Origin of the sequence: Vannielia litorea, from assembly GCF_019801175.1 — a bacterium.
Lineage (GTDB): Bacteria > Pseudomonadota > Alphaproteobacteria > Rhodobacterales > Rhodobacteraceae > Vannielia > Vannielia litorea_B.
Genome location: NZ_JAHVJR010000002.1, coordinates 530239 through 547103, shown reverse-complemented (window position 1 = coordinate 547103; position 16865 = coordinate 530239). Strand labels below are relative to the sequence as shown.

18 protein-coding genes are annotated in these 16865 nt (G+C 65.4%); 14 read left to right on the top strand and 4 right to left on the bottom strand.

The window, feature by feature from the left end; translation table 11 throughout:
- Window positions 1-19: 19 nt before the first annotated feature.
- The 6 genes from KUV38_RS18045 to pyrC all read left to right on the top strand — a co-directional run bounded on the left by KUV38_RS18045 (window position 20) and on the right by pyrC (window position 4421).
- Window positions 20-961 carry an aspartate carbamoyltransferase catalytic subunit gene (locus KUV38_RS18045; RefSeq protein ID WP_222471574.1) on the top strand — a complete coding sequence of 314 codons (942 nt, stop codon included), beginning with the start codon at window positions 20-22 and terminating at the stop codon, window positions 959-961.
- The gene (locus KUV38_RS18040; protein ID WP_222471573.1) at window positions 958-1407 is read left to right on the top strand and encodes a hypothetical protein; all 450 of its coding nucleotides are present in this window, start codon (window positions 958-960) and stop codon (window positions 1405-1407) included. Before KUV38_RS18045 ends, KUV38_RS18040 begins: the two co-directional genes overlap by 4 nt.
- Window positions 1404-1955: a hypothetical protein gene (locus tag KUV38_RS18035; protein ID WP_222471572.1), complete on the top strand. Its 552-nt coding sequence runs from the start codon at window positions 1404-1406 to the stop codon at window positions 1953-1955. The genes KUV38_RS18040 and KUV38_RS18035 overlap by 4 nt, the downstream gene beginning before the upstream one ends.
- The gene (locus KUV38_RS18030; RefSeq protein WP_222471571.1) at window positions 1952-2518 is read left to right on the top strand and encodes an aspartate carbamoyltransferase catalytic subunit; all 567 of its coding nucleotides are present in this window, start codon (window positions 1952-1954) and stop codon (window positions 2516-2518) included. Before KUV38_RS18035 ends, KUV38_RS18030 begins: the two co-directional genes overlap by 4 nt.
- Window positions 2515-3078, top strand: coding sequence for an aspartate carbamoyltransferase catalytic subunit (locus KUV38_RS18025; protein ID WP_222471570.1), 564 nt, complete (start codon window positions 2515-2517; stop codon window positions 3076-3078). Before KUV38_RS18030 ends, KUV38_RS18025 begins: the two co-directional genes overlap by 4 nt.
- Window positions 3079-3143: 65 nt before the next feature.
- Window positions 3144-4421, top strand: a complete 1278-nt coding sequence (gene pyrC, locus KUV38_RS18020) for a dihydroorotase (protein WP_222471569.1) — start codon at window positions 3144-3146, stop codon at window positions 4419-4421.
- 33 nt (window positions 4422-4454) lie between these two features.
- Here the strand turns inward: pyrC and hemH are convergent, their stop codons facing one another.
- Both hemH and KUV38_RS18010 read right to left on the bottom strand, forming a co-directional pair.
- Window positions 4455-5471: a ferrochelatase gene (gene hemH, locus KUV38_RS18015; protein ID WP_315898660.1), complete on the bottom strand. Its 1017-nt coding sequence runs from the start codon at window positions 5469-5471 to the stop codon at window positions 4455-4457.
- A 60-nt stretch (window positions 5472-5531) separates the two neighbouring features.
- Window positions 5532-6356, bottom strand: a complete 825-nt coding sequence (locus tag KUV38_RS18010; protein WP_222471568.1) for a class I SAM-dependent methyltransferase — start codon at window positions 6354-6356, stop codon at window positions 5532-5534.
- 29 nt (window positions 6357-6385) lie between these two features.
- On the opposite strand from KUV38_RS18010, the gene KUV38_RS18005 reads away from it, so the two are divergent.
- The 4 genes from KUV38_RS18005 to KUV38_RS17990 are packed head-to-tail and all read left to right on the top strand — an operon-like array spanning window position 6386 to window position 8689.
- Window positions 6386-7111, top strand: coding sequence for a ComF family protein (locus KUV38_RS18005; RefSeq protein WP_222471567.1), 726 nt, complete (start codon window positions 6386-6388; stop codon window positions 7109-7111).
- A gap of 28 nt (window positions 7112-7139) precedes the next feature.
- Entirely contained in the window at window positions 7140-7400 is a 261-nt protein-coding gene (grxC, locus tag KUV38_RS18000; RefSeq protein ID WP_222471566.1) for a glutaredoxin 3, read from the top strand.
- Window positions 7400-8230, top strand: coding sequence for a carbon-nitrogen hydrolase family protein (locus KUV38_RS17995; protein ID WP_222471565.1), 831 nt, complete (start codon window positions 7400-7402; stop codon window positions 8228-8230). The genes grxC and KUV38_RS17995 overlap by 1 nt, the downstream gene beginning before the upstream one ends.
- 6 nt (window positions 8231-8236) lie before the next feature.
- A complete protein-coding gene (locus KUV38_RS17990) occupies window positions 8237-8689 on the top strand; it encodes a MarR family winged helix-turn-helix transcriptional regulator (RefSeq protein ID WP_222471564.1) in 453 nt (150 codons plus the stop codon).
- A gap of 38 nt (window positions 8690-8727) precedes the next feature.
- On the opposite strand, the gene KUV38_RS17985 is transcribed toward KUV38_RS17990, so the two are convergent.
- The gene (locus KUV38_RS17985; RefSeq protein WP_222471563.1) at window positions 8728-9099 is read right to left on the bottom strand and encodes a hypothetical protein; all 372 of its coding nucleotides are present in this window, start codon (window positions 9097-9099) and stop codon (window positions 8728-8730) included.
- An 11-nt stretch (window positions 9100-9110) separates the two neighbouring features.
- Window positions 9111-9848, bottom strand: a complete 738-nt coding sequence (gene ubiG, locus KUV38_RS17980) for a bifunctional 2-polyprenyl-6-hydroxyphenol methylase/3-demethylubiquinol 3-O-methyltransferase UbiG (RefSeq protein WP_222471562.1) — start codon at window positions 9846-9848, stop codon at window positions 9111-9113.
- A gap of 58 nt (window positions 9849-9906) precedes the next feature.
- Here ubiG and pip point away from each other — a divergent pair, with 58 nt between their 5' ends.
- The 4 genes from pip to KUV38_RS17960 all read left to right on the top strand — a co-directional run bounded on the left by pip (window position 9907) and on the right by KUV38_RS17960 (window position 16842).
- A complete protein-coding gene (gene pip / locus KUV38_RS17975; protein WP_222471561.1) occupies window positions 9907-10896 on the top strand; it encodes a prolyl aminopeptidase in 990 nt (329 codons plus the stop codon).
- Between the two features lie 131 nt (window positions 10897-11027).
- A complete protein-coding gene (locus KUV38_RS17970) occupies window positions 11028-12224 on the top strand; it encodes a polysaccharide pyruvyl transferase family protein (RefSeq protein ID WP_222471560.1) in 1197 nt (398 codons plus the stop codon).
- A 98-nt stretch (window positions 12225-12322) separates the two neighbouring features.
- Window positions 12323-13444, top strand: coding sequence for a Coenzyme F420 hydrogenase/dehydrogenase, beta subunit C-terminal domain (locus tag KUV38_RS17965; protein ID WP_222471559.1), 1122 nt, complete (start codon window positions 12323-12325; stop codon window positions 13442-13444).
- 809 nt (window positions 13445-14253) lie between these two features.
- Complete coding sequence (locus KUV38_RS17960; protein ID WP_222471558.1) at window positions 14254-16842, top strand: right-handed parallel beta-helix repeat-containing protein; 2589 nt, start codon at window positions 14254-14256, stop codon at window positions 16840-16842.
- The last annotated feature ends 23 nt before the right edge of the window (window positions 16843-16865 follow it).

Genomic DNA, 16865 nt, shown 5'->3' with positions numbered 1-16865 from the left:
GAATTTTCGGGGGACCATCATGACCTTGCGCGCAAAGCACCTCCTCGGCATCGCCAGCCTCGCCCCCGACGAGATCACCGCCATCCTCGATCTGGCCGAGCATTACGCCGCCCTGAATGCGTCGCCCGACAAGCACGGCGACGCCCTGCGCGGGCTCACCCAGATCAACATGTTCTTCGAGAACTCCACCCGCACCCAAGCCAGCTTCGAGTTGGCCGGCAAGCGGCTGGGGGCCGATGTGATGAACATGGCCATGCAGGCCAGCTCGATCAAAAAGGGCGAGACCCTGCTCGACACCGCCCTGACGCTCAACGCCATGCACCCCGACCTGCTGGTGGTTCGCCACCCGCATTCCGGCGCGGTCGATCTGCTGGCGCAAAAGGTCAACTGCGCCGTGCTCAACGCGGGCGACGGCCGCCACGAGCACCCCACTCAGGCCCTGCTCGACGCGCTGACCATCCGCCGCCACAAGGGCCGCTTGCACCGGCTGACCGTGGCGATCTGCGGCGATGTCGCCCACAGCCGCGTGGCGCGGTCCAACATCATGCTGCTGAACCGGATGGAGGCTCGTGTCCGCCTCGTCGGCCCGCCCACGCTGGTGCCCTCCGCCTTCCGCGAGCTGGGTTGCGAAGTGACGCACGACATGGCCGAAGGCCTCAAGGACGCTGATGTGGTGATGATGCTCCGCCTCCAGCGCGAGCGGATGGACGGCGGCTTCATCCCCTCCGAGCGCGAGTATTTCCACCGATACGGCCTCGACGCCGAAAAACTCGCCCACGCTGCGCCCGATGCCATCGTCATGCACCCCGGCCCGATGAACCGCGGCGTCGAGATCGACAGCGCCACTGCCGACGACCCCACCCGCTCGGTCATCACCGAACAGGTCGAAATGGGCGTCGCCGTCCGCATGGCCGCGATGGACCTACTGGCCCGCAACCTCAAGGCGGCCCGCGCGGCATGAGCGAGACTCCGGCAAGCTGGACCCCCTCCTTCCGGAACTTCCTCCTCCGCTTCTTCCTCGTCGGCCTGCTGACCTCGCTGGCCTATGGCCTCCTTCCCACTGGCCTGCGCGAGGCCGATCCGCTGACCTTCTGGCTTACCCTGCTCGTCACCCTCTTTCTCAGCCCGCTGCTCTGGGGCTTCGTCTTCGACGATCACCTGCGCTGGATGCGCCACCGCCGTGAACGCTGGGAGCTTCTGCCAGACAGGCTGCGCCTCCACGATGGCACCGGGGAGGCCACAGACCTGATGCTGCATGAAATCAGCGCCGCCAAGGCCACCCTCTTCGGCGGCGTCCGGATCACCCGCACCGATGGCCGCAGCCTGATCGCCCGCTACATCCCCCGCCCGCGCGCGATGGCCGGGGCGATCACCACGGCCCTCGCCGCGCATCGGGCAACCGCATGACCGGAATTGAAGCCCACCTCGCGCCCGGCGAAACCCTGCTCTGGCAGGGCAAACCCGCTCACATCCGGCTTGGCGGCGCCTACAAGGTCATCGCTGCCTTCGGCTGGCTATCTCTCCTGACCTTCGCCTTTTTCCTGCTGATCGGGCTGGCGAACATGGATGAAATGGAGGGCGCCTTCGGCTTCTGGCTCACCTTTCTCCTGCTTTCCGCCACGCTCTTCGTAGTCTTCGCTCTCTTCGCGCCAGACTGGGGCAAGCGGCTGGCCCGGCGGGTGCGCTACGGGGTCAGTGAAAGCCGTGCGCTGGTGCTGGTTGGCAGCGGCAACCTGATCCGCCACCGGATCACCGCAAAGGGCAAGATCGAGCGCCACGACCGGGGCAAACACGGCTGGGATGTGATCTTCCACTTCCCCGCACCGCGAACAGTGCAGGATGCCTCCGGCCAGCCTCGCACCATCCGCCCCCGCCCCACCGGCTTTCATGGCCTGACCGGGGAGGAGGCCAAACTGGCCGAGGCCGCGCTTCACGCTATCCGGGGGCGGCCATGAGCGGCACACCTTCGGGCTGGCAAGGCATCCTCGAACGGGGGGAGCGTATCCTCTGGCAGGGGCGGCCGGGGCGGGGGATGAAGCTCCGTGAGGGCGACCTGCCAGAAAGTCTCTTTGGCTTCGGCTTCACCGCCGTCCCGGTACTCTGGCTGGTCAACGCTGGCGGCGACGGTTTCGGGCGGCTCGGCGCGCCCGGCGTCTTCCTGCTGGTCGCGCCCCTGTTCCTCGCCATCGGCCTCTACAAGACCGTGCTCAAGTACCCGTGGCGCGTCTTTCTGCGCCGCAACACCTTCTACACGCTGACCAATCGCCGGGGCATCATCGCGACTGACCCCCTGGGCATGAAGGAGCTGAAGAGCTACCCGATCACCCCGCAGATCGAGCTGGAACCGGGGCGCCGCGGCGATGACATCTGGTTCGCCCGCGAGCAGCTGGGCAGCAGGCGCAACAGCCCGGTCCGCAAGATCGGCTTCGAGCAGATCGAGAATGGCCGCAAGGTGATCGCACTCGCTCGCGCCGCGCTGGCGGAGCGTGAGACGAAAGACAAGGAGGTCACGCCATGAGCAAACACCCCCCGGGCTGGGAAGGGCTCCTCGACGACGATGAAGAGATCCTCTGGCAAGGCCGCCCCAACGGCGGGGTCGTCGTCCGCTCCAAGGACGCCTTCGAGAGCCTCTTCGGCCTGTTCTTCGCCGGCTTCGCGGTGTTCTGGATCTCGATGGCCTCCTCCATGCGCCCGCCCTCCAACGCGCCCTTCATCTTCCAGATCTTCCCGCTCTTCGGCCTGCCCTTCCTCGCCATCGGCCTCTACATGGTGTTCGGCAAATACTTCTGGCGCGCCTACGTCCGGCGGCACACCAACTACACGCTGACCAACAAGCGCGGCTTCATCGCCACCGAGGTCTTCGGCAATCGCAAGCTTAAGAGCTACCCGCTGACCGACCGGTTGGAGCTGGAGCAAACCGCGCAGGGCGATACGCTGTGGCTCGCCTCTCAGCAGTTCACCCGCCGCAACAAGAACGGCTTCAACCGCACCTACACCAAACGCATCGGCTTCGAGCTGATCGAAGACGGCGGGCGGGTGATGGGGCTGGCCCGCAAGGCGGTGGGTGAGGCGAAATGAGCGTTGGGCACGTCTCGGGCCGCGCCGGTCTTTGCACCGATGGAAAACGCCCTTAAGGAAGCTCCATGACCTGCACATTCTTCACCAACGTCACCCTGATCGACCCCGAGGCGCTGAGCGAGGCACCGGGCCACCTGCTGGTGAAGGATGGCGTGATCGCCGATCTTGCCCAAGGCCCGATGGCGGCGCCCGAGGGGGCCGAGGTGGTTGACGGCGGCGGCAAGGTGCTGGCACCCGGAATCGTCGATCTCGGGGTGAAGATCTGCGAACCGGGCGAGCGCCACAAGGAATCATTCAAATCCGCAGGCGCGGCGGCTGCGGCGGGCGGTGTGACCACCATCATCATGCGCCCCGATACCCTCCCCGCAATCGACAGCCCCGAGACGCTGGAATTCGTCACCCGCCGCGCTGCCGAGGCCGCACCTGTGACTATCCGCGCCATGGCGACGCTGACGAAAAATCGCGAAGGCCGCGAAATGGCCGAGCTGTCGTTTCTGAAGGACGCAGGCGCGCTGGCGTTCTCGGACGGGGACAAGGTAGTTGCCGATACCAAGGTGCTCGCCCGCGCGCTGGCCTATGCCCGCGAGTTGGATGTGCTGGTGGTGGGCCACCCGCAGGAACCGACCCTGTCAAAGGGTGCCGCAGCGACCTCCGGCAAGCTGGCGACCCTGATGGGCTTGCCCGCCGTCAGCCCGATGGCCGAGCGTATGGGGGTGGACCGCGATATCGCGATGGTCGAGATGACCGGCGCGCGCTACCACTTCGACCAGCTCTCCGCCGCCCGCGCCCTGCCCCCGCTGGAGCGGGCCAAGGCCAACGGCTTCGACATCACCGCAGGCGTCTCGATCCACCATCTCACGCTCAACGTGAACGACCTCTCCGAGTACCGCACCTACTTCAAGCTGAAGCCCCCGCTACGCGACGAGGAGGACCGTCTGGCGATGGTCGAGGCGGTCGGCTCCGGCCTGATCGACGTGATCTCCTCGATGCACACCCCGCAGGACGAAGAGAGCAAACGCCTGCCCTTCGAAGAGGCCGCATCCGGCGCCGTCGCGCTCGAAACCCTGCTGCCCGCCGCCATGCGGCTCTACCACTCCGGCGCCCTGTCGCTGCCCCAGCTCTTCCGCGCCCTCGCGCTGAACCCGGCCAAACGCCTCAGGCTACCCTCCGGGCGCCTTGCCAAGGGCGCTCCCGCCGATCTAGTGCTGTTCGACCCGTCCGCGCCCTTCCAACTGGATCGCAGCACCCTGCGCTCCAAGTCCAAGAACACCCCCTTCGACGGCGCCCGGATGGAAGGCCGCGTTCTGGGTACCTGGGTCGCCGGAAAGCGCGTCTACCAGTAGGTCAGGGCTTGCCCCGGCTCGCCGGGGCCGGGATCAAACCCAGCCCAAAAGGCTCTCGCCGATCGCATCAGCCAGCGCCTCGATATGATCGGGCCGCTCGTTGAGGCAGGGGATGTAAGTAAACTCCTCGCCCCCCGCGTGCTCGAAGCTCTCGCGGATCTCTCCCTCGATCTCCTCCAGCGTCTCGATGCAATCGGCACTGAACGCAGGCGCCACCACGGCGATCTTCTTCACCCCCGCTTTGGCTCGCGCAGCGACCTCTTCCACGGTGTAGGGCCGCAGCCAGTCTTCCGGGCCGAACTGGCTCTGGAAGGTGGTGATCACTTTCTCCTCCGGCAGCCCGAGCCGCTCGCGCAGCAGCCGCGTCGTCTTCTGGCACTGGCAGTGGTAGGGGTCGCCCTCCATCAGGTAGCGCTTCGGCATCCCGTGGTAGCTGCACACCAGCAGCTCCGCATCGCCAATGCCCTCCGCGACCGAGGCCGCCAGCGCATCGATATAGCTCTCCCGGTCGAAGTACGCCGGCACCGTCCGCACCGCCGGTTGCCACTTCTCCTTCATCAGCGCCCGGAAGAACTGGTCATTCGCCGTCGCTGTCGTCGGCCCCGCGTATTGCGGATAGAGCGGGAAGAACACGATCTTGTCGCAACCCGCTGCCACCATCTCGCGCACCTTGCTCTCGGTCGAGGGATTGCCGTAGCGCATGCAGAAATCGACCATCACCCTGTCCCCATACTGCTGTTCCAGGCGCGTGCGCAGCGCCTCGGTCTGCGCGATGGTGATCACCATCAGCGGCGACATGTCCTTGGCCTTGTCCCAGATCAGCTCGTAGTTCTTGCCGCTGCTGAAAGGCCGCTTGGTCAGGATGATCCCCTTCAGGATCGGCTGCCATTTCCACGCCGGATAATCGATCACCCGCTTGTCGCTCAGAAACTCGTTCAGATAGCGCCGCATGTCCCAGTAGCCGGGGCTGTCCGGCGTGCCGAGATTGGCGATCAGAACGCCCACCTTGCGGGGCTTCACGGGCGGATGGTCGGGCGGCAGGTGGCTCACGGGCTGTCCTCGCGTTTGGGTTTGCCTAGGCTTAGTGCCCCCGGCGCACGGGTCAATGCGTCACCTCTTCCCACCGTCCTCACCGCGCTCCTCGGTGCCCAGCGCATCGGCCAGCCGGGCGGTGGCCGAACCGGGGCGGAGCGGCTGCGGCTGGTTCGGGCCGGGCGACCACCCAGTGAGGAAAACAGTCTCGAACAAGGCCCGAATGCGCCCATCCGCCGTCGCACCTGCCTCCAGCGCGGCAGCCGCGCGCAGCAGCACCGCCCGTCGCGTCGGCACCCGCAGCCGGGCCTCCATCGCATTGGCTTCGCCCATTGCCCGCAGGTCGCGCATCAGCGCCAGCCCGCCCGAATAACTCACCTCCAGGGGCAGCGCATCGGCCACCGGCAGCACAAATCCCGCCCGCTGGAGCAGCGCACCGAGGTCACGGATCTCGCCCATCGGCAGAACGCGCGGGCTGAGCCCGCCGGTCTCCGCCGCCTCGGCCTCTGCCAGCGCCGCCCGCAACCCCGCAAGCGTCTCGCCGCCCAGCATCGCCCCGATGAACAGCCCATCCGGCGCCAGCCCGCGCCGCGCCTGCACCAGCTGCCCCACCGGGTCGGAGGCCCAGTGCAGCGCCATGCCGTGGATCACGAGGTCATGCGCACCCTCTTCGATCCCCAGCACCTCATCGTCGCCGATCACCTTCGCCTCGGGGAAGGCCTCGCCCCAGATCTGCGGAAAACCGGTCACAACGCAGGGCGCCGTAAACGTTCTGTTAACCTCGCTGAGTCTTTCCTTGATCTCGTCAATGGCCTGCGCGTGCAGGAACAGCGCGTCGCGGCTGGCGCGGAGGCGATTGCGGGCAAGGGCCTTGCGGTCGGTCAGTCTGGGCGGCTGGGCCATGGGCGGCTTATCTCGGAGGGTGCGGGCCGATGCAACGGCTACTGCAAGCGATCTACCCCAACCAATGCCTCTCCTGCGGCGAGGTCACCGGCTCCGATGCCGGGCTCTGCGCCACCTGCTGGCGCGACACCGCCTTCATCTCCGGCCTCACATGCCACCTCTGCGGCGCCCCCCTTCCCGGCGATGACGACCCCGACGACGCGCCCGATCTCACCTGCGACGATTGCCTTGCCATCGCCCGGCCCTGGGCCCGCGGCGCGGCGGCCATGCTCTATCGCGGCAATGGGCGGCGGCTGGTGCTGGCGCTCAAAGGCCACGACCGGGCCGATCTCGCCCAGGCCGTCGCACCCTGGCTCGCCCGCGCCGCCGCGCCGCTCCACGAGCCCGGCATGCTCATCGCGCCGGTGCCGCTCCACTGGCTGCGCCTGTTCAAACGCCGCTACAACCAGTCCGCCCTGCTCGCCCGCGCCCTCGCCCGCACGCTGGAGGCGCCCTTCTGCCCCGATCTGCTCGTCCGTGCCCGCGCCACGCCCCGGCAGGAAGGGCTCGGCGCGGCGGCCCGTTTTGCCAACATGGCCGAGGCCATCCGCCCCCACCCAAAGCGCCGCCATCGCATGGCCGCCCGCAAGGTGCTGCTGGTCGATGATGTCATGACCTCCGGCGCGACGCTGGCCGCGTGCACCGAGGCCTGCCTTGCCTCCGGCGCCACCGAGGTGCGGGTTGTCACACTGGCACGAACGGTCAAGGACACCTAAGTATGGCCGGAACCCGAAAGGACCAACCATGCCCACCCCCATCGAAATCTACACCACGCCGATCTGCGGTTTTTGCATTCGGGCCAAGCGCCTGCTGACCGAAAAAGGCGTCGAATTCACCGAGATCGACCTCTTCGAGGAGCCGGGCCGCCGCTCCGAGATGATGGACCGTGCCGGCGGGCGCCACACGGTGCCGCAAATCTTCATCGGCGAAACCCACGTCGGCGGCAGCGATGATCTCTTCGCGCTCGAAAGTGCTGGCAAGCTCGACCCGATGCTCGCCGCCTGATGCGCGCCGCCCTCCTCCAGCTCACCAGCTCCGACGACCCGGCAGCCAACCTCGACACGGTTCTGCCTATGGTCGAGCAGGCCGTGGGGGAGGGGGCCGAGCTGATCTGCACACCCGAGGTCACCAACTGCGTTTCCGCCAGCCGCGCCCGCCAGATCGCGGTGCTGAAGCCAGAGGCGGAAGACCCGACCCTCGCCGCTTTCCGCGAGGCCGCCGCGCGGCACGGCAGGCACCTCCTGCTTGGCTCAATCGGCCTCAAGACCGGGGACGCCGATGGCCGCTTCGCCAACCGATCCTTCCTGATCGGCCCATCCGGCGACATCCTCGCGCGCTACGACAAGATCCACATGTTCGACGTGCAGGTGTCGGAGACCGAAACCTACCGCGAAAGCGCCGGATACCGGCCCGGAAACGTCTCTGTTCTGGCCGAAACGCCCCTTGCGAAGATCGGCCTGACCATCTGCTACGATGTCCGCTTCCCGCACCTTCACCGGGCGCTCGCCAAGGCCGAGGCACAGATCATAACCGTGCCCGCCGCCTTTTCGCCCGGCACTGGCCCGGCCCACTGGCAGCCGCTGCTGCAGGCCCGCGCCATCGAGACAGGCTGCTTCGTGCTCGCCCCCGCCCAATGCGGCATCCATAGCGCCACCGAGGGCCGCAGCCGCAGCAGCCACGGGCACAGCCTCGTGGTGTCCCCATGGGGCGAGGTTCTGGCCGATGGTGGCACCGCTCCGGGTGTGATCACAGTTGACCTCGACCTGTCACATGTGGACGATGCGCGCCGTAAGATCCCCGCACTGACCCATGATCGCCCTTTCGAAGGCCCCTGACCCTGCATGGCTGTTGAAACCTCCGATACCCTCGCCGTTGCGCTCTTCTCGGAGCTGCTCACCGCCGAGCAGCTTGCGCGCAACCGGATGTCGAAGGCGCTGCCCAAGGGCATGGAGATCAGCCATTTCTCGGTGCTGAACCACCTCGCCCATATCAATGAAGAGCGCAGCCCCGCCCAGCTCGCGCAGGCCTTTCACCTGACGCGCGGGGCCATGACCAACACGCTGAACAAGCTCGAATGGGCCGGTTACGTGCACATTCGCCCCGATTGGGATGACGCGCGGCGCAAGATGGTCTCCATTAGTCCCTCGGGCCGTGCGGCGCGCGATGCGGCGATTGCCTCGGTCAGCCCGGTCATCGCCGCCATCGTCTCCGAGATTGGCAGCGAGCGGGTCCGCGCCATGCTCCCCGTGATGCGCGAGTTGCGCCAAAAGCTCGGCTCACGCGAAGAACCCTGACGCTCCAGCCTTGCGGCTTCCGGGCTGGATGCCCCCCCCTAGAAGCTCGTCTTGCAGGCCTGCGCCACCGGCGCCCATTTCTGAACCGGGATGCCGTTCTTCGCCAGCACCAGCGTCTTGTCGATCGAAAGCCGTGAGGCGTCCCTCGCCCGAGGCGCACTTGCTGCGACCTTCTCCAAGTCGCGCACCGCTGCGCTAACCTTCTTCGCACCGTGGCGCTTTTGCAGCTCCGCCATCAGGCAGGTGCGGCCGCGCCGGTCGGCATCGCTCCACATACCGCCTTTCTGGCCGAGAAGCGCGTTAACGCGCACCATCACCGCCTCGTCAGCGGCCTCGTAACGTTGCATCAGGTCGGCAGACGCCGGCGCGGCCACTAACAGGAGGGCCGCGATCAGGGCAAATTTGCGCATGTGGGTAAACTCTAGGGTTTCACGCTGGCGGTGACGTAATTGACGCTCAGGTCACGGTCGCTCAGGCTCCAGCTCCAGGCGATTGGATTGAAGACAAATCCCTTCCGGTCGACCGGGTCAAGCCCGGCGTTGCGGATCAGATCATAAAGCTCATCCGGGGTGATGAACTTTCGCCAGTCGTGGGTGCCCTTCGGCAGCCACCGCATCACCCACTCCGCGCCCACGATGGCCATCGCAAAGCTCTTCGGGTTGCGGTTGATCGTGGAGCAAATCATCAGCCCGCCGGGCCTCAGCAGTCTCTGACACGCCTCGATATAGTCCGGCGGCGAGGCCACGTGCTCCACCACCTCCATGTTCAGCACCACGTCAAACTGCTCACCCGCCTCCGCCAGCGCCTCCGCCGTGGTGTGGCGATAGTCGATCTCCAGCCCCGACTGCTCTGCATGAACCTTTGCCACGGGGATATTGCCAGCGGCGGCATCGGCGCCCACCACCTCGGCACCCATCCGCGCCATTGGCTCCGCCAGCAAACCGCCGCCGCAGCCGATATCGAGGATGCGCAGCCCCGAAAAAGGCTCTGTTCCGGCCCGATCCCGCTCGAACTCGGCGGCGATCTGGTCACAAATGTAGTCCAGCCGGCAGGGATTGAGCATGTGCAGCGGCTTGAACTTCCCGTCCGGGTCCCACCACTCCGCCGCCATCGCCTCGAACTTCGCCAGCTCCGCCGGGTCTGCCGTATCGACCGTCATCGAAAAACTCCTTCTCAACCCCATGGTCCCGGGCCACGCCACGCTATATAGCTCAGGGATGGACAGGAACGCGGGTCATAACAGCGCATACCGCCACCTCTACCCGGCGATCAGCCCGTTCGACCAGCGGATGATCGACATGCCGGGCGGCCACTCGATCTATGTCGAGCAATGCGGCAACCCCAAGGGCATCCCGGCGGTCGTGCTTCACGGCGGCCCCGGCGGCGGGTGCTCACCTGCCATGCGCCGTTACTTCGACCCCGATATCTACCGCGTCGTCCTGTTCGACCAGCGCGGCTGCGGCCGCTCCCGTCCCTTCGCCTCGGTCGAGAACAACACCACGCAGGACCTGATCGCCGATATCGAGCGCATCCGCGAGACCCTCGGCATCGACCGCTGGGTGGTGTTCGGCGGCAGCTGGGGCGCCACGCTCTCGCTGCTCTATGCGCAGGCCCACCCGGCGCAAACCGCTTACCTCGTGCTGCGCGGCGTCTTCCTGATGACCCAGCGCGAGCTGCAATGGTTTTACGGCGGCGGCGCGGCCCGGTTCTTCCCCGATGTCTGGAAGCGCTTCACCGAGCTGATCCCCGAGGCCGAGCAGGGCGACCTCATCGCCGCCTACCACCGCCGCCTGTTCTCCGGCGACCTGATGGAAGAAACCCGCCTCGCCCAGCGTTGGGCCGGCTGGGAGAACGCCCTCGCCTCGATGGAAAGCCACGCCCACATGGGCGAGGGCAGCGGCAGCTACGCCCGCGCCTTCGCCCGGATCGAGAACCACTATTTCAGCAACGCGGGCTTCCTACGCGAAGACGGCCAGATCCTTACGGACATGCCCGAAATCGCCCACATCCCCGGAACGGTGGTGCAAGGCCGCTACGACATGATCTGCCCCCCCGAGGCAGCGCAGGCCCTCGCGGACCGCTGGCCGCGCGGCACCCTCAAGATGATCCCCAACGCCGGCCACGCGCTCTCCGAGCCGGGCATCTCGGCAGAACTCGTGCGGACCACGCGCGGCATCGCCAAGGCACCGGAGCTCTACGGGTTCTGATCCGCACGACCTCGGCCTGGTCCACCACCTCTGTCAGCGCCCGCCGAGCATATCCTTGGCGGATGCAGAATCTTGCTCTACGCTCCAAGGCGTTACCTTTTTGCATTTCAATCGCAGAGATTTCACCATTGATGCCACAACCGTCCAAAACGATCCGTCTCGGGCTGCTCTGGCATTCGATGACGTCCGACAATCTCGGAGTCGGCGCGCTCACCTTGGCCCATATCGCGATCCTCCGCGAAGCCGCCGCAAAGCTCGGGCTGACGCCCCATTTCACCATTCTTGGATGGAAGGACCCGCGCCCGCAGTACTTCGAGGCAGACGACATCGAGGTCGTCGAACTGCGGATGAAGGATTTCATCAAACCGGTCGGCGGTCTGCTCTCGCATCTTCGCCGCTGCGATGTGGTGCTCGATATCTCCGCCGGAGACAGCTTCACCGATATCTATGGTACCAAGCGGGCCGGCACGATGCTGGCCGCCAAGATCCTCACATTCGTCGCCCGCCGCTCGCTGATCCTCGCGCCACAAACGATCGGCCCCTTCGAGCGTGGTTGGGCACGCCGCATGGCCCTCTGGGTCATTCGCCGAGCACGGGTGGCTGCGGTGCGCGATGATCTTTCTGCCGACTTCCTGCACAGCCTCGGCTACTCGGGCAACCTGACCGCCGCCAGCGACGTCGCCCTGCGCCTGCCCTTCGAGCGCGCTCAAATGCCCCCGACTGACAAGCTCCGTGTCGGCCTCAACGTCTCGGGCCTTCTGTTCAATGGCGGATACACCGGCGGCAATATGTTCGGCCTGCGTGACTCCTACGCCGAGACAATCCGCCGTCTGGTTACAAACCTCGCCGCGCGTGATGACATCGAGCTGCATCTCGTCGGCCATGTCATCTCCGATGCCACCGAGGTGGAAGACGACTATCGGGTCAGCCAGCGGCTGGGCGAGGAGTTTCCCGGCACAGTCGTTGCGCCCAAGTTCAACGACCCCATCGAAGCAAAGAGCTACATCGCCGCGCTGGATGCCTTCGCCGGCGCCCGCATGCACGCCTGCATCGCCGCCTTCTCCTCCGGCGTTCCGGTGCTGCCAATGGCCTACAGCCGCAAGTTCGCGGGCCTGTTCGGGGCACTGGGGTATGAGACGATGGCCGACTGTCGTGAACACAGCGGTGATGAAATCATAAGCCGCTTTGAGGCCCTCCTCGCCAACGGTGAGACTGTCGCAGCGCAGATGCAGCAGCCTCTGTCGCGCGGGCTGCACCGACTCGCGCTTTATGAGGACGCCATCGGAAAGGTGCTCGCGGACGTGCGCGGAGGGCCCAGCACGCCTTGAGCACACAACCAGCCTCTCCCACGCTTCGCCGCATTCTGTCTGGCAAGCTCTGTGCAGGATGCGGTGCCTGTGCCGCCATCGCACCCGACGCCGTGAAGATGGGCGTATCAGCATCCGGCTACCTTCGACCCGTGCAATCTGCCGAGTTGTCAGTCGCGCAAGAGTCACGGCTCCGCAAGGCCTGCCCCGGCGTTGGCCTCACGCTGGAGCCCGGCGACCGGCCCGATCATCCTCTGTGGGGGCCTTACCTCTCTGTTCACAGTGGCCACGCCACCGACCCTGCGCTTCGGCAGAATGCCTCTTCCGGTGGCGCGCTCTCGGCTCTGCTGGTGCACCTGCTGCAAAGCGGCGCTGTTGATCGCATTGTGCAAACCGGAGCCGATGCGGCCCTCCCGATCGCCAACGTCACGGTTCTGAGCGAGCGTGCCGAGGAAGTCTTCCAAGCCGCCGGCTCCCGATACGCCCCCTCCGCGCCGCTCGCCGGGATAGAGCCCCTGCTCGCCTCCACGGAGCGCCACGCTTTCGTCGGCAAGCCCTGCGATGTCGCCGCCCTTCGAGCTCTCGGCAAGACCGACCCGCGTGTCGCAACCCGGTTCCCCTATATGCTGTCCTTCTTCTGCGCCGGCGTGCCGAGCCTCTCCGGCGCGCGAGAGGTCTTGAGCACCATGGGCGCCCCAGAGGCCCAAGTCCGTCACTTTCGCTACCGGGGCGATGGGTGGCCCGGCCATGCGAAGGCTACGCTTGAGGACGGGACCGAGCAGCGCATGAGCTATGCCGACAGCTGGGGCGGCATCCTTTCACGGCACGTGCAGTTCCGTTGCAAGATCTGCGCCGATGGCACCGGCAGCTTCGCCGACATCGTCTGTGCCGATGCGTGGGAAGCAGACGCCGATGGCTATCCAACCTTCACCGACCGGCCAGGGGTCAGCATCGTCATGGCGCGAACGCGGGTGGGGGCTGAAGTGATGGAGCAAGCGGTGACCGGGGGGCGCCTGTCGCTGCAGCCATTCGACATAGAAGGCCTCGAAGGCATCCAACCGGGCCAAACCCAGAAACGACGCTTCACCTTGGCCCGCATGTCCGCCTTGCGGCTGCTCCTGCGACCGGTGCCCCGATACCGCGGCTTTCACCTCGCCCGCAACGCCCGCCGCGCCGGACTTCGAGGCCTCACGCGCAACTTCCTAGGCACCCTGCGCCGCGCCATCGTGGGCCGCCTATAGCCCTTCCCACTCCGATACCTGCAAGAACAGGCCCAAAGCGGCCACCTCGGGCGGCAACAAACCGCGCAGGCGAAGGGGTTCGAGGCCATTTTGTTAGAATGCGTATCGTTTCGCTGCCCCCTTGCCGCAAAATTGCCGGTTTCTGAGGCGCACCGCCGCAACCGCCGCGTGGGTTACGTCGGATGACGTAAGCATTTGGAATACCGACTTCTTCCGGCATTTTCGAACCCACCCCACCCCGCCTCAAGCCCACCTTGGGCACCCCAAACCCCTTGTTTTCTGGCGGATCATTGCTCAGCGGGACTCAGTTCTCGCCACCACATTGCCACCATTTGGCCCCGTTGCTATGCGAGCCACCACAGGCAAGGGACAGCAACTCAAGAGGTAACAACCGAAGCAGGCTGGGCTCGTAACCTTCCCGAAACCGATGTCGGGTAGCACAGACGAGCCTCCACGATAGTCACGGTCGGACACATCGCGTGTCCGGTTCTTCACCCGGTGGCCACCACCACCGTGGGAGGACCCTTTTGTCGTGGCTGTTCCATGGCTGGAAGCAATTCAGCGGACCCGACCACCACCAACTCCCGGGTTCATTCGACCGACGCATATTGGGGAGCTACCCGATGCCAACGCAGACCATAAATGTTTCGAGCAGGGCCGAACTGCTCGATGCCCTCGAACAAGCCTCTGGCGGCGAAACCATCGTCCTGGCCGATGGCGACTACGGATCCCTGGATATCAATAATCAGGCCTACTCGAGCTATGTCACGATCACTTCGGACAATCCGCTGGGGGCAAAGTTCGATGAGGTGACTGTCGACAACTCCAGCTACATCCGCATCGACGGAGTGCATGTTGAGAGCCCGAGCAACGGGGAGTTCGCTTCGAGCATCGTTGCGATCGTCGACGGCAGCCATCACATCGAGTTCGTAAACAGCGAGGTCAACGGGCCGGTCGACAATGACTATTCCGGCCACTACGGCATCTACACCAACCAGACCTCGCACGTCACGTTTGAAAACAACTACATCCATGACGTGAAGAATGGCGGTTGTTTCTATGACTCCGACAACTTCCAGCTGATCGGCAATACGGTCGATCACATCAACAATGACAGCTTCAAGTTCATTCGCATCAACGACGCGTTGATCGAAAACAACTTTGGCGCTGGTCATGTGTATGCGAGCGCTGGCGCCCACCTTGACTTCATCCAGTTTCAGGGTGGCGACTCCAGCAATGTCATCATTCGCGGAAACGTGCTGCTGCCAGTGACCGCCGGTGACATTCAGGGCATCTTCCTTGATGACGCCCACTACACGAACATCGAGATTTCCCAGAACATCATCGTCACCGGTATGATCCGCGGGATCTCTGTGAGCAGCGGTACCAATGTCGTCGCCCATCACAACACGGTCCTTGATATCGCCGGCATCGGCAGCAAGGCAACGGAAGTTCTCGTCGACGGCGAGAGCTACGGTAACATTCAGGGTGTCTATCCGGGGTTCTCGGGGCTCGGCACCACAGGCGGCAACCTGTACATCCATCAAGGTTCGACCGGCCCCTACAACTACGACAGCCTCTTCGAGAACGCTGACGTCGGCCTCGGCATCACCCTCGCAGACCTCACACCTATCGCCGGCAGTCTTGCTGAAGACTATGGCGCTTATGAGCGCCTGATGGAGTTGTTGGGCGAGGATACGGGCGGCGGCGGTACGCCGGATCCCGATCCGACTCCGGACCCCGACCCCGATCCCGAGCCCGAGCCTGACCCCGATCCGGAACCCGATCCCGAGCCGGAGCCGGAACCCGATTCTGACGTGCACTTCGAAATCGTCGAAGGCGCGGCCTTCAGCATGGTCGGAACCGCCACCTTCGACGACACCTCCGACGTTGTCGAAATCGCGGCCACACCTGAGCTGCAAATGGCGGCAGGCACGATCTCCTTCTCGTTCGAGGCGGCGACGGTCAACGGCATGCAGGGTCTGCTGACCCGCGACGCCAGCTACTATGCTGGCGGCGGCAATCACCTTGCCGTCTATCTCAACGGGAGCACCCTCACCATCCGCTTCCAGGATGGCACCAGCGATCACATCGTCACGGTTCCCGGCTTTCAGGCCAATACCGAATATGAGCTGATGATCACCTTCGATGGCACCACCACCGCGGTGCTGCTGGATGGTGTGGTGGTCGACACCGCCAACTTCGGCATGAGCTGGGTGGACAACACCGAGTACCTGCAGGTCGGCGGCCTCGGTTGGGGGAGCCAAACCGGTGCAGCCGGATTCTCCGATCCGTTCAACGGCTCGATCAGCAACCTCGTCATCACCGAGGGGGTTCACTCTTCGGCAGAGATCGCCGACATGGTCGCCGAGGCGCTCGAAGGTCTGAACGAGGGCGATCCCAGCGATGGCGTTGTTCGCACCGGCACCGACGGCGACGATGTCCTTACCGGCGGCATTGGCGATGACACGCTCCAAGGCGGCCTTGGAAACGACGTCCTGAACGGCGGCGACCCCGATGTCCTCACCCGGGTGGACGGAGCCGACGCCTTCTTCGGCGGTGATGGCAACGACACGGTGAGCTACGAGGGTTCCTACGGCTACCTTCTCGTCGACCTTCTGAACCCCACGATGAACACTTGGGCTGGCGAAGGTGACACCTTCGACAGCATCGAGAACATCATCGGCAGCCAAGGCAGTGATAATCTGCGCGGCGACAACGGTGACAACGCGCTCTATGGCGGCGCCAACGGCGACCTGCTCTATGGCCGGGCCGGCAACGATATCCTCGTTGGCGGAGATGGCAGCGACGTCCTCAGCGGCGGCGCGGGGGCCGATGTCCTCGACGGTGGCGACGGACGCGACAGGGCGAATTACGTCTACTCCAAGGTCGATCTGGTCATCGACCTCGAGGACTCCTCGCGCAACACCGGCGAAGCCAGAGGGGATACCTACATCTCCATCGAAGACGTCGCTGGCGGTCATGGCGGAGACGAAATCTCCGGCACGGATAGCGCCAACCGCCTTTACGGCTTTGCAGGTGACGATCACCTCTTCGGTCGGGGCGGCAACGATATCCTGATCGGTGGTGCCCACAGCGACACGCTCGATGGCGGCGCCGGGAACGACAGCCTGCGTGGCGGCTCCCATGCCGACATCTTCGTCTTCAACGATGGCTCCGACACGGTCGAGGATTTCGACTTCGCCGATGGCGATGTGCTCCACATCGAACAGGCCGCAATCGGCGCCGTTGCCGGGATGTCGGGCGCCGAGGTCGTCGATACCTTTGGTGCGCTGGTCGACGGCAACGCCGTGCTGGACTTCGGCAATGGCGACGTGATCACGCTGGATGGGGTCGCCGACCTCTTCACCTTGGCCGACCACGTCTTCGTCGTCTAAGCGTACGTCCCGACCCTCAACGG

Excerpts from the sequence above, each read along its gene's own strand:
- KUV38_RS18045 (WP_222471574.1), top strand. The coding sequence starts at position 20 with ATGACCTTGCGCGCAAAGCACCTCCTCGGCATCGCCAGCCTCGCCCCC.
- KUV38_RS18040 (WP_222471573.1), top strand. The coding sequence starts at position 958 with ATGAGCGAGACTCCGGCAAGCTGGACCCCCTCCTTCCGGAACTTCCTC.
- KUV38_RS18035 (WP_222471572.1), top strand. The coding sequence starts at position 1,404 with ATGACCGGAATTGAAGCCCACCTCGCGCCCGGCGAAACCCTGCTCTGG.
- KUV38_RS18030 (WP_222471571.1), top strand. The coding sequence starts at position 1,952 with ATGAGCGGCACACCTTCGGGCTGGCAAGGCATCCTCGAACGGGGGGAG.
- KUV38_RS18025 (WP_222471570.1), top strand. The coding sequence starts at position 2,515 with ATGAGCAAACACCCCCCGGGCTGGGAAGGGCTCCTCGACGACGATGAA.
- pyrC (WP_222471569.1), top strand. The coding sequence starts at position 3,144 with ATGACCTGCACATTCTTCACCAACGTCACCCTGATCGACCCCGAGGCG.
- KUV38_RS18010 (WP_222471568.1), bottom strand. The coding sequence starts at position 6,356 with ATGGCCCAGCCGCCCAGACTGACCGACCGCAAGGCCCTTGCCCGCAAT.
- KUV38_RS18005 (WP_222471567.1), top strand. The coding sequence starts at position 6,386 with ATGCAACGGCTACTGCAAGCGATCTACCCCAACCAATGCCTCTCCTGC.
- grxC (WP_222471566.1), top strand. The coding sequence starts at position 7,140 with ATGCCCACCCCCATCGAAATCTACACCACGCCGATCTGCGGTTTTTGC.
- KUV38_RS17995 (WP_222471565.1), top strand. The coding sequence starts at position 7,400 with ATGCGCGCCGCCCTCCTCCAGCTCACCAGCTCCGACGACCCGGCAGCC.
- KUV38_RS17990 (WP_222471564.1), top strand. The coding sequence starts at position 8,237 with ATGGCTGTTGAAACCTCCGATACCCTCGCCGTTGCGCTCTTCTCGGAG.
- KUV38_RS17985 (WP_222471563.1), bottom strand. The coding sequence starts at position 9,099 with ATGCGCAAATTTGCCCTGATCGCGGCCCTCCTGTTAGTGGCCGCGCCG.
- ubiG (WP_222471562.1), bottom strand. The coding sequence starts at position 9,848 with ATGACGGTCGATACGGCAGACCCGGCGGAGCTGGCGAAGTTCGAGGCG.
- pip (WP_222471561.1), top strand. The coding sequence starts at position 9,907 with ATGGACAGGAACGCGGGTCATAACAGCGCATACCGCCACCTCTACCCG.
- KUV38_RS17970 (WP_222471560.1), top strand. The coding sequence starts at position 11,028 with ATGCCACAACCGTCCAAAACGATCCGTCTCGGGCTGCTCTGGCATTCG.
- KUV38_RS17965 (WP_222471559.1), top strand. The coding sequence starts at position 12,323 with ATGGGCGTATCAGCATCCGGCTACCTTCGACCCGTGCAATCTGCCGAG.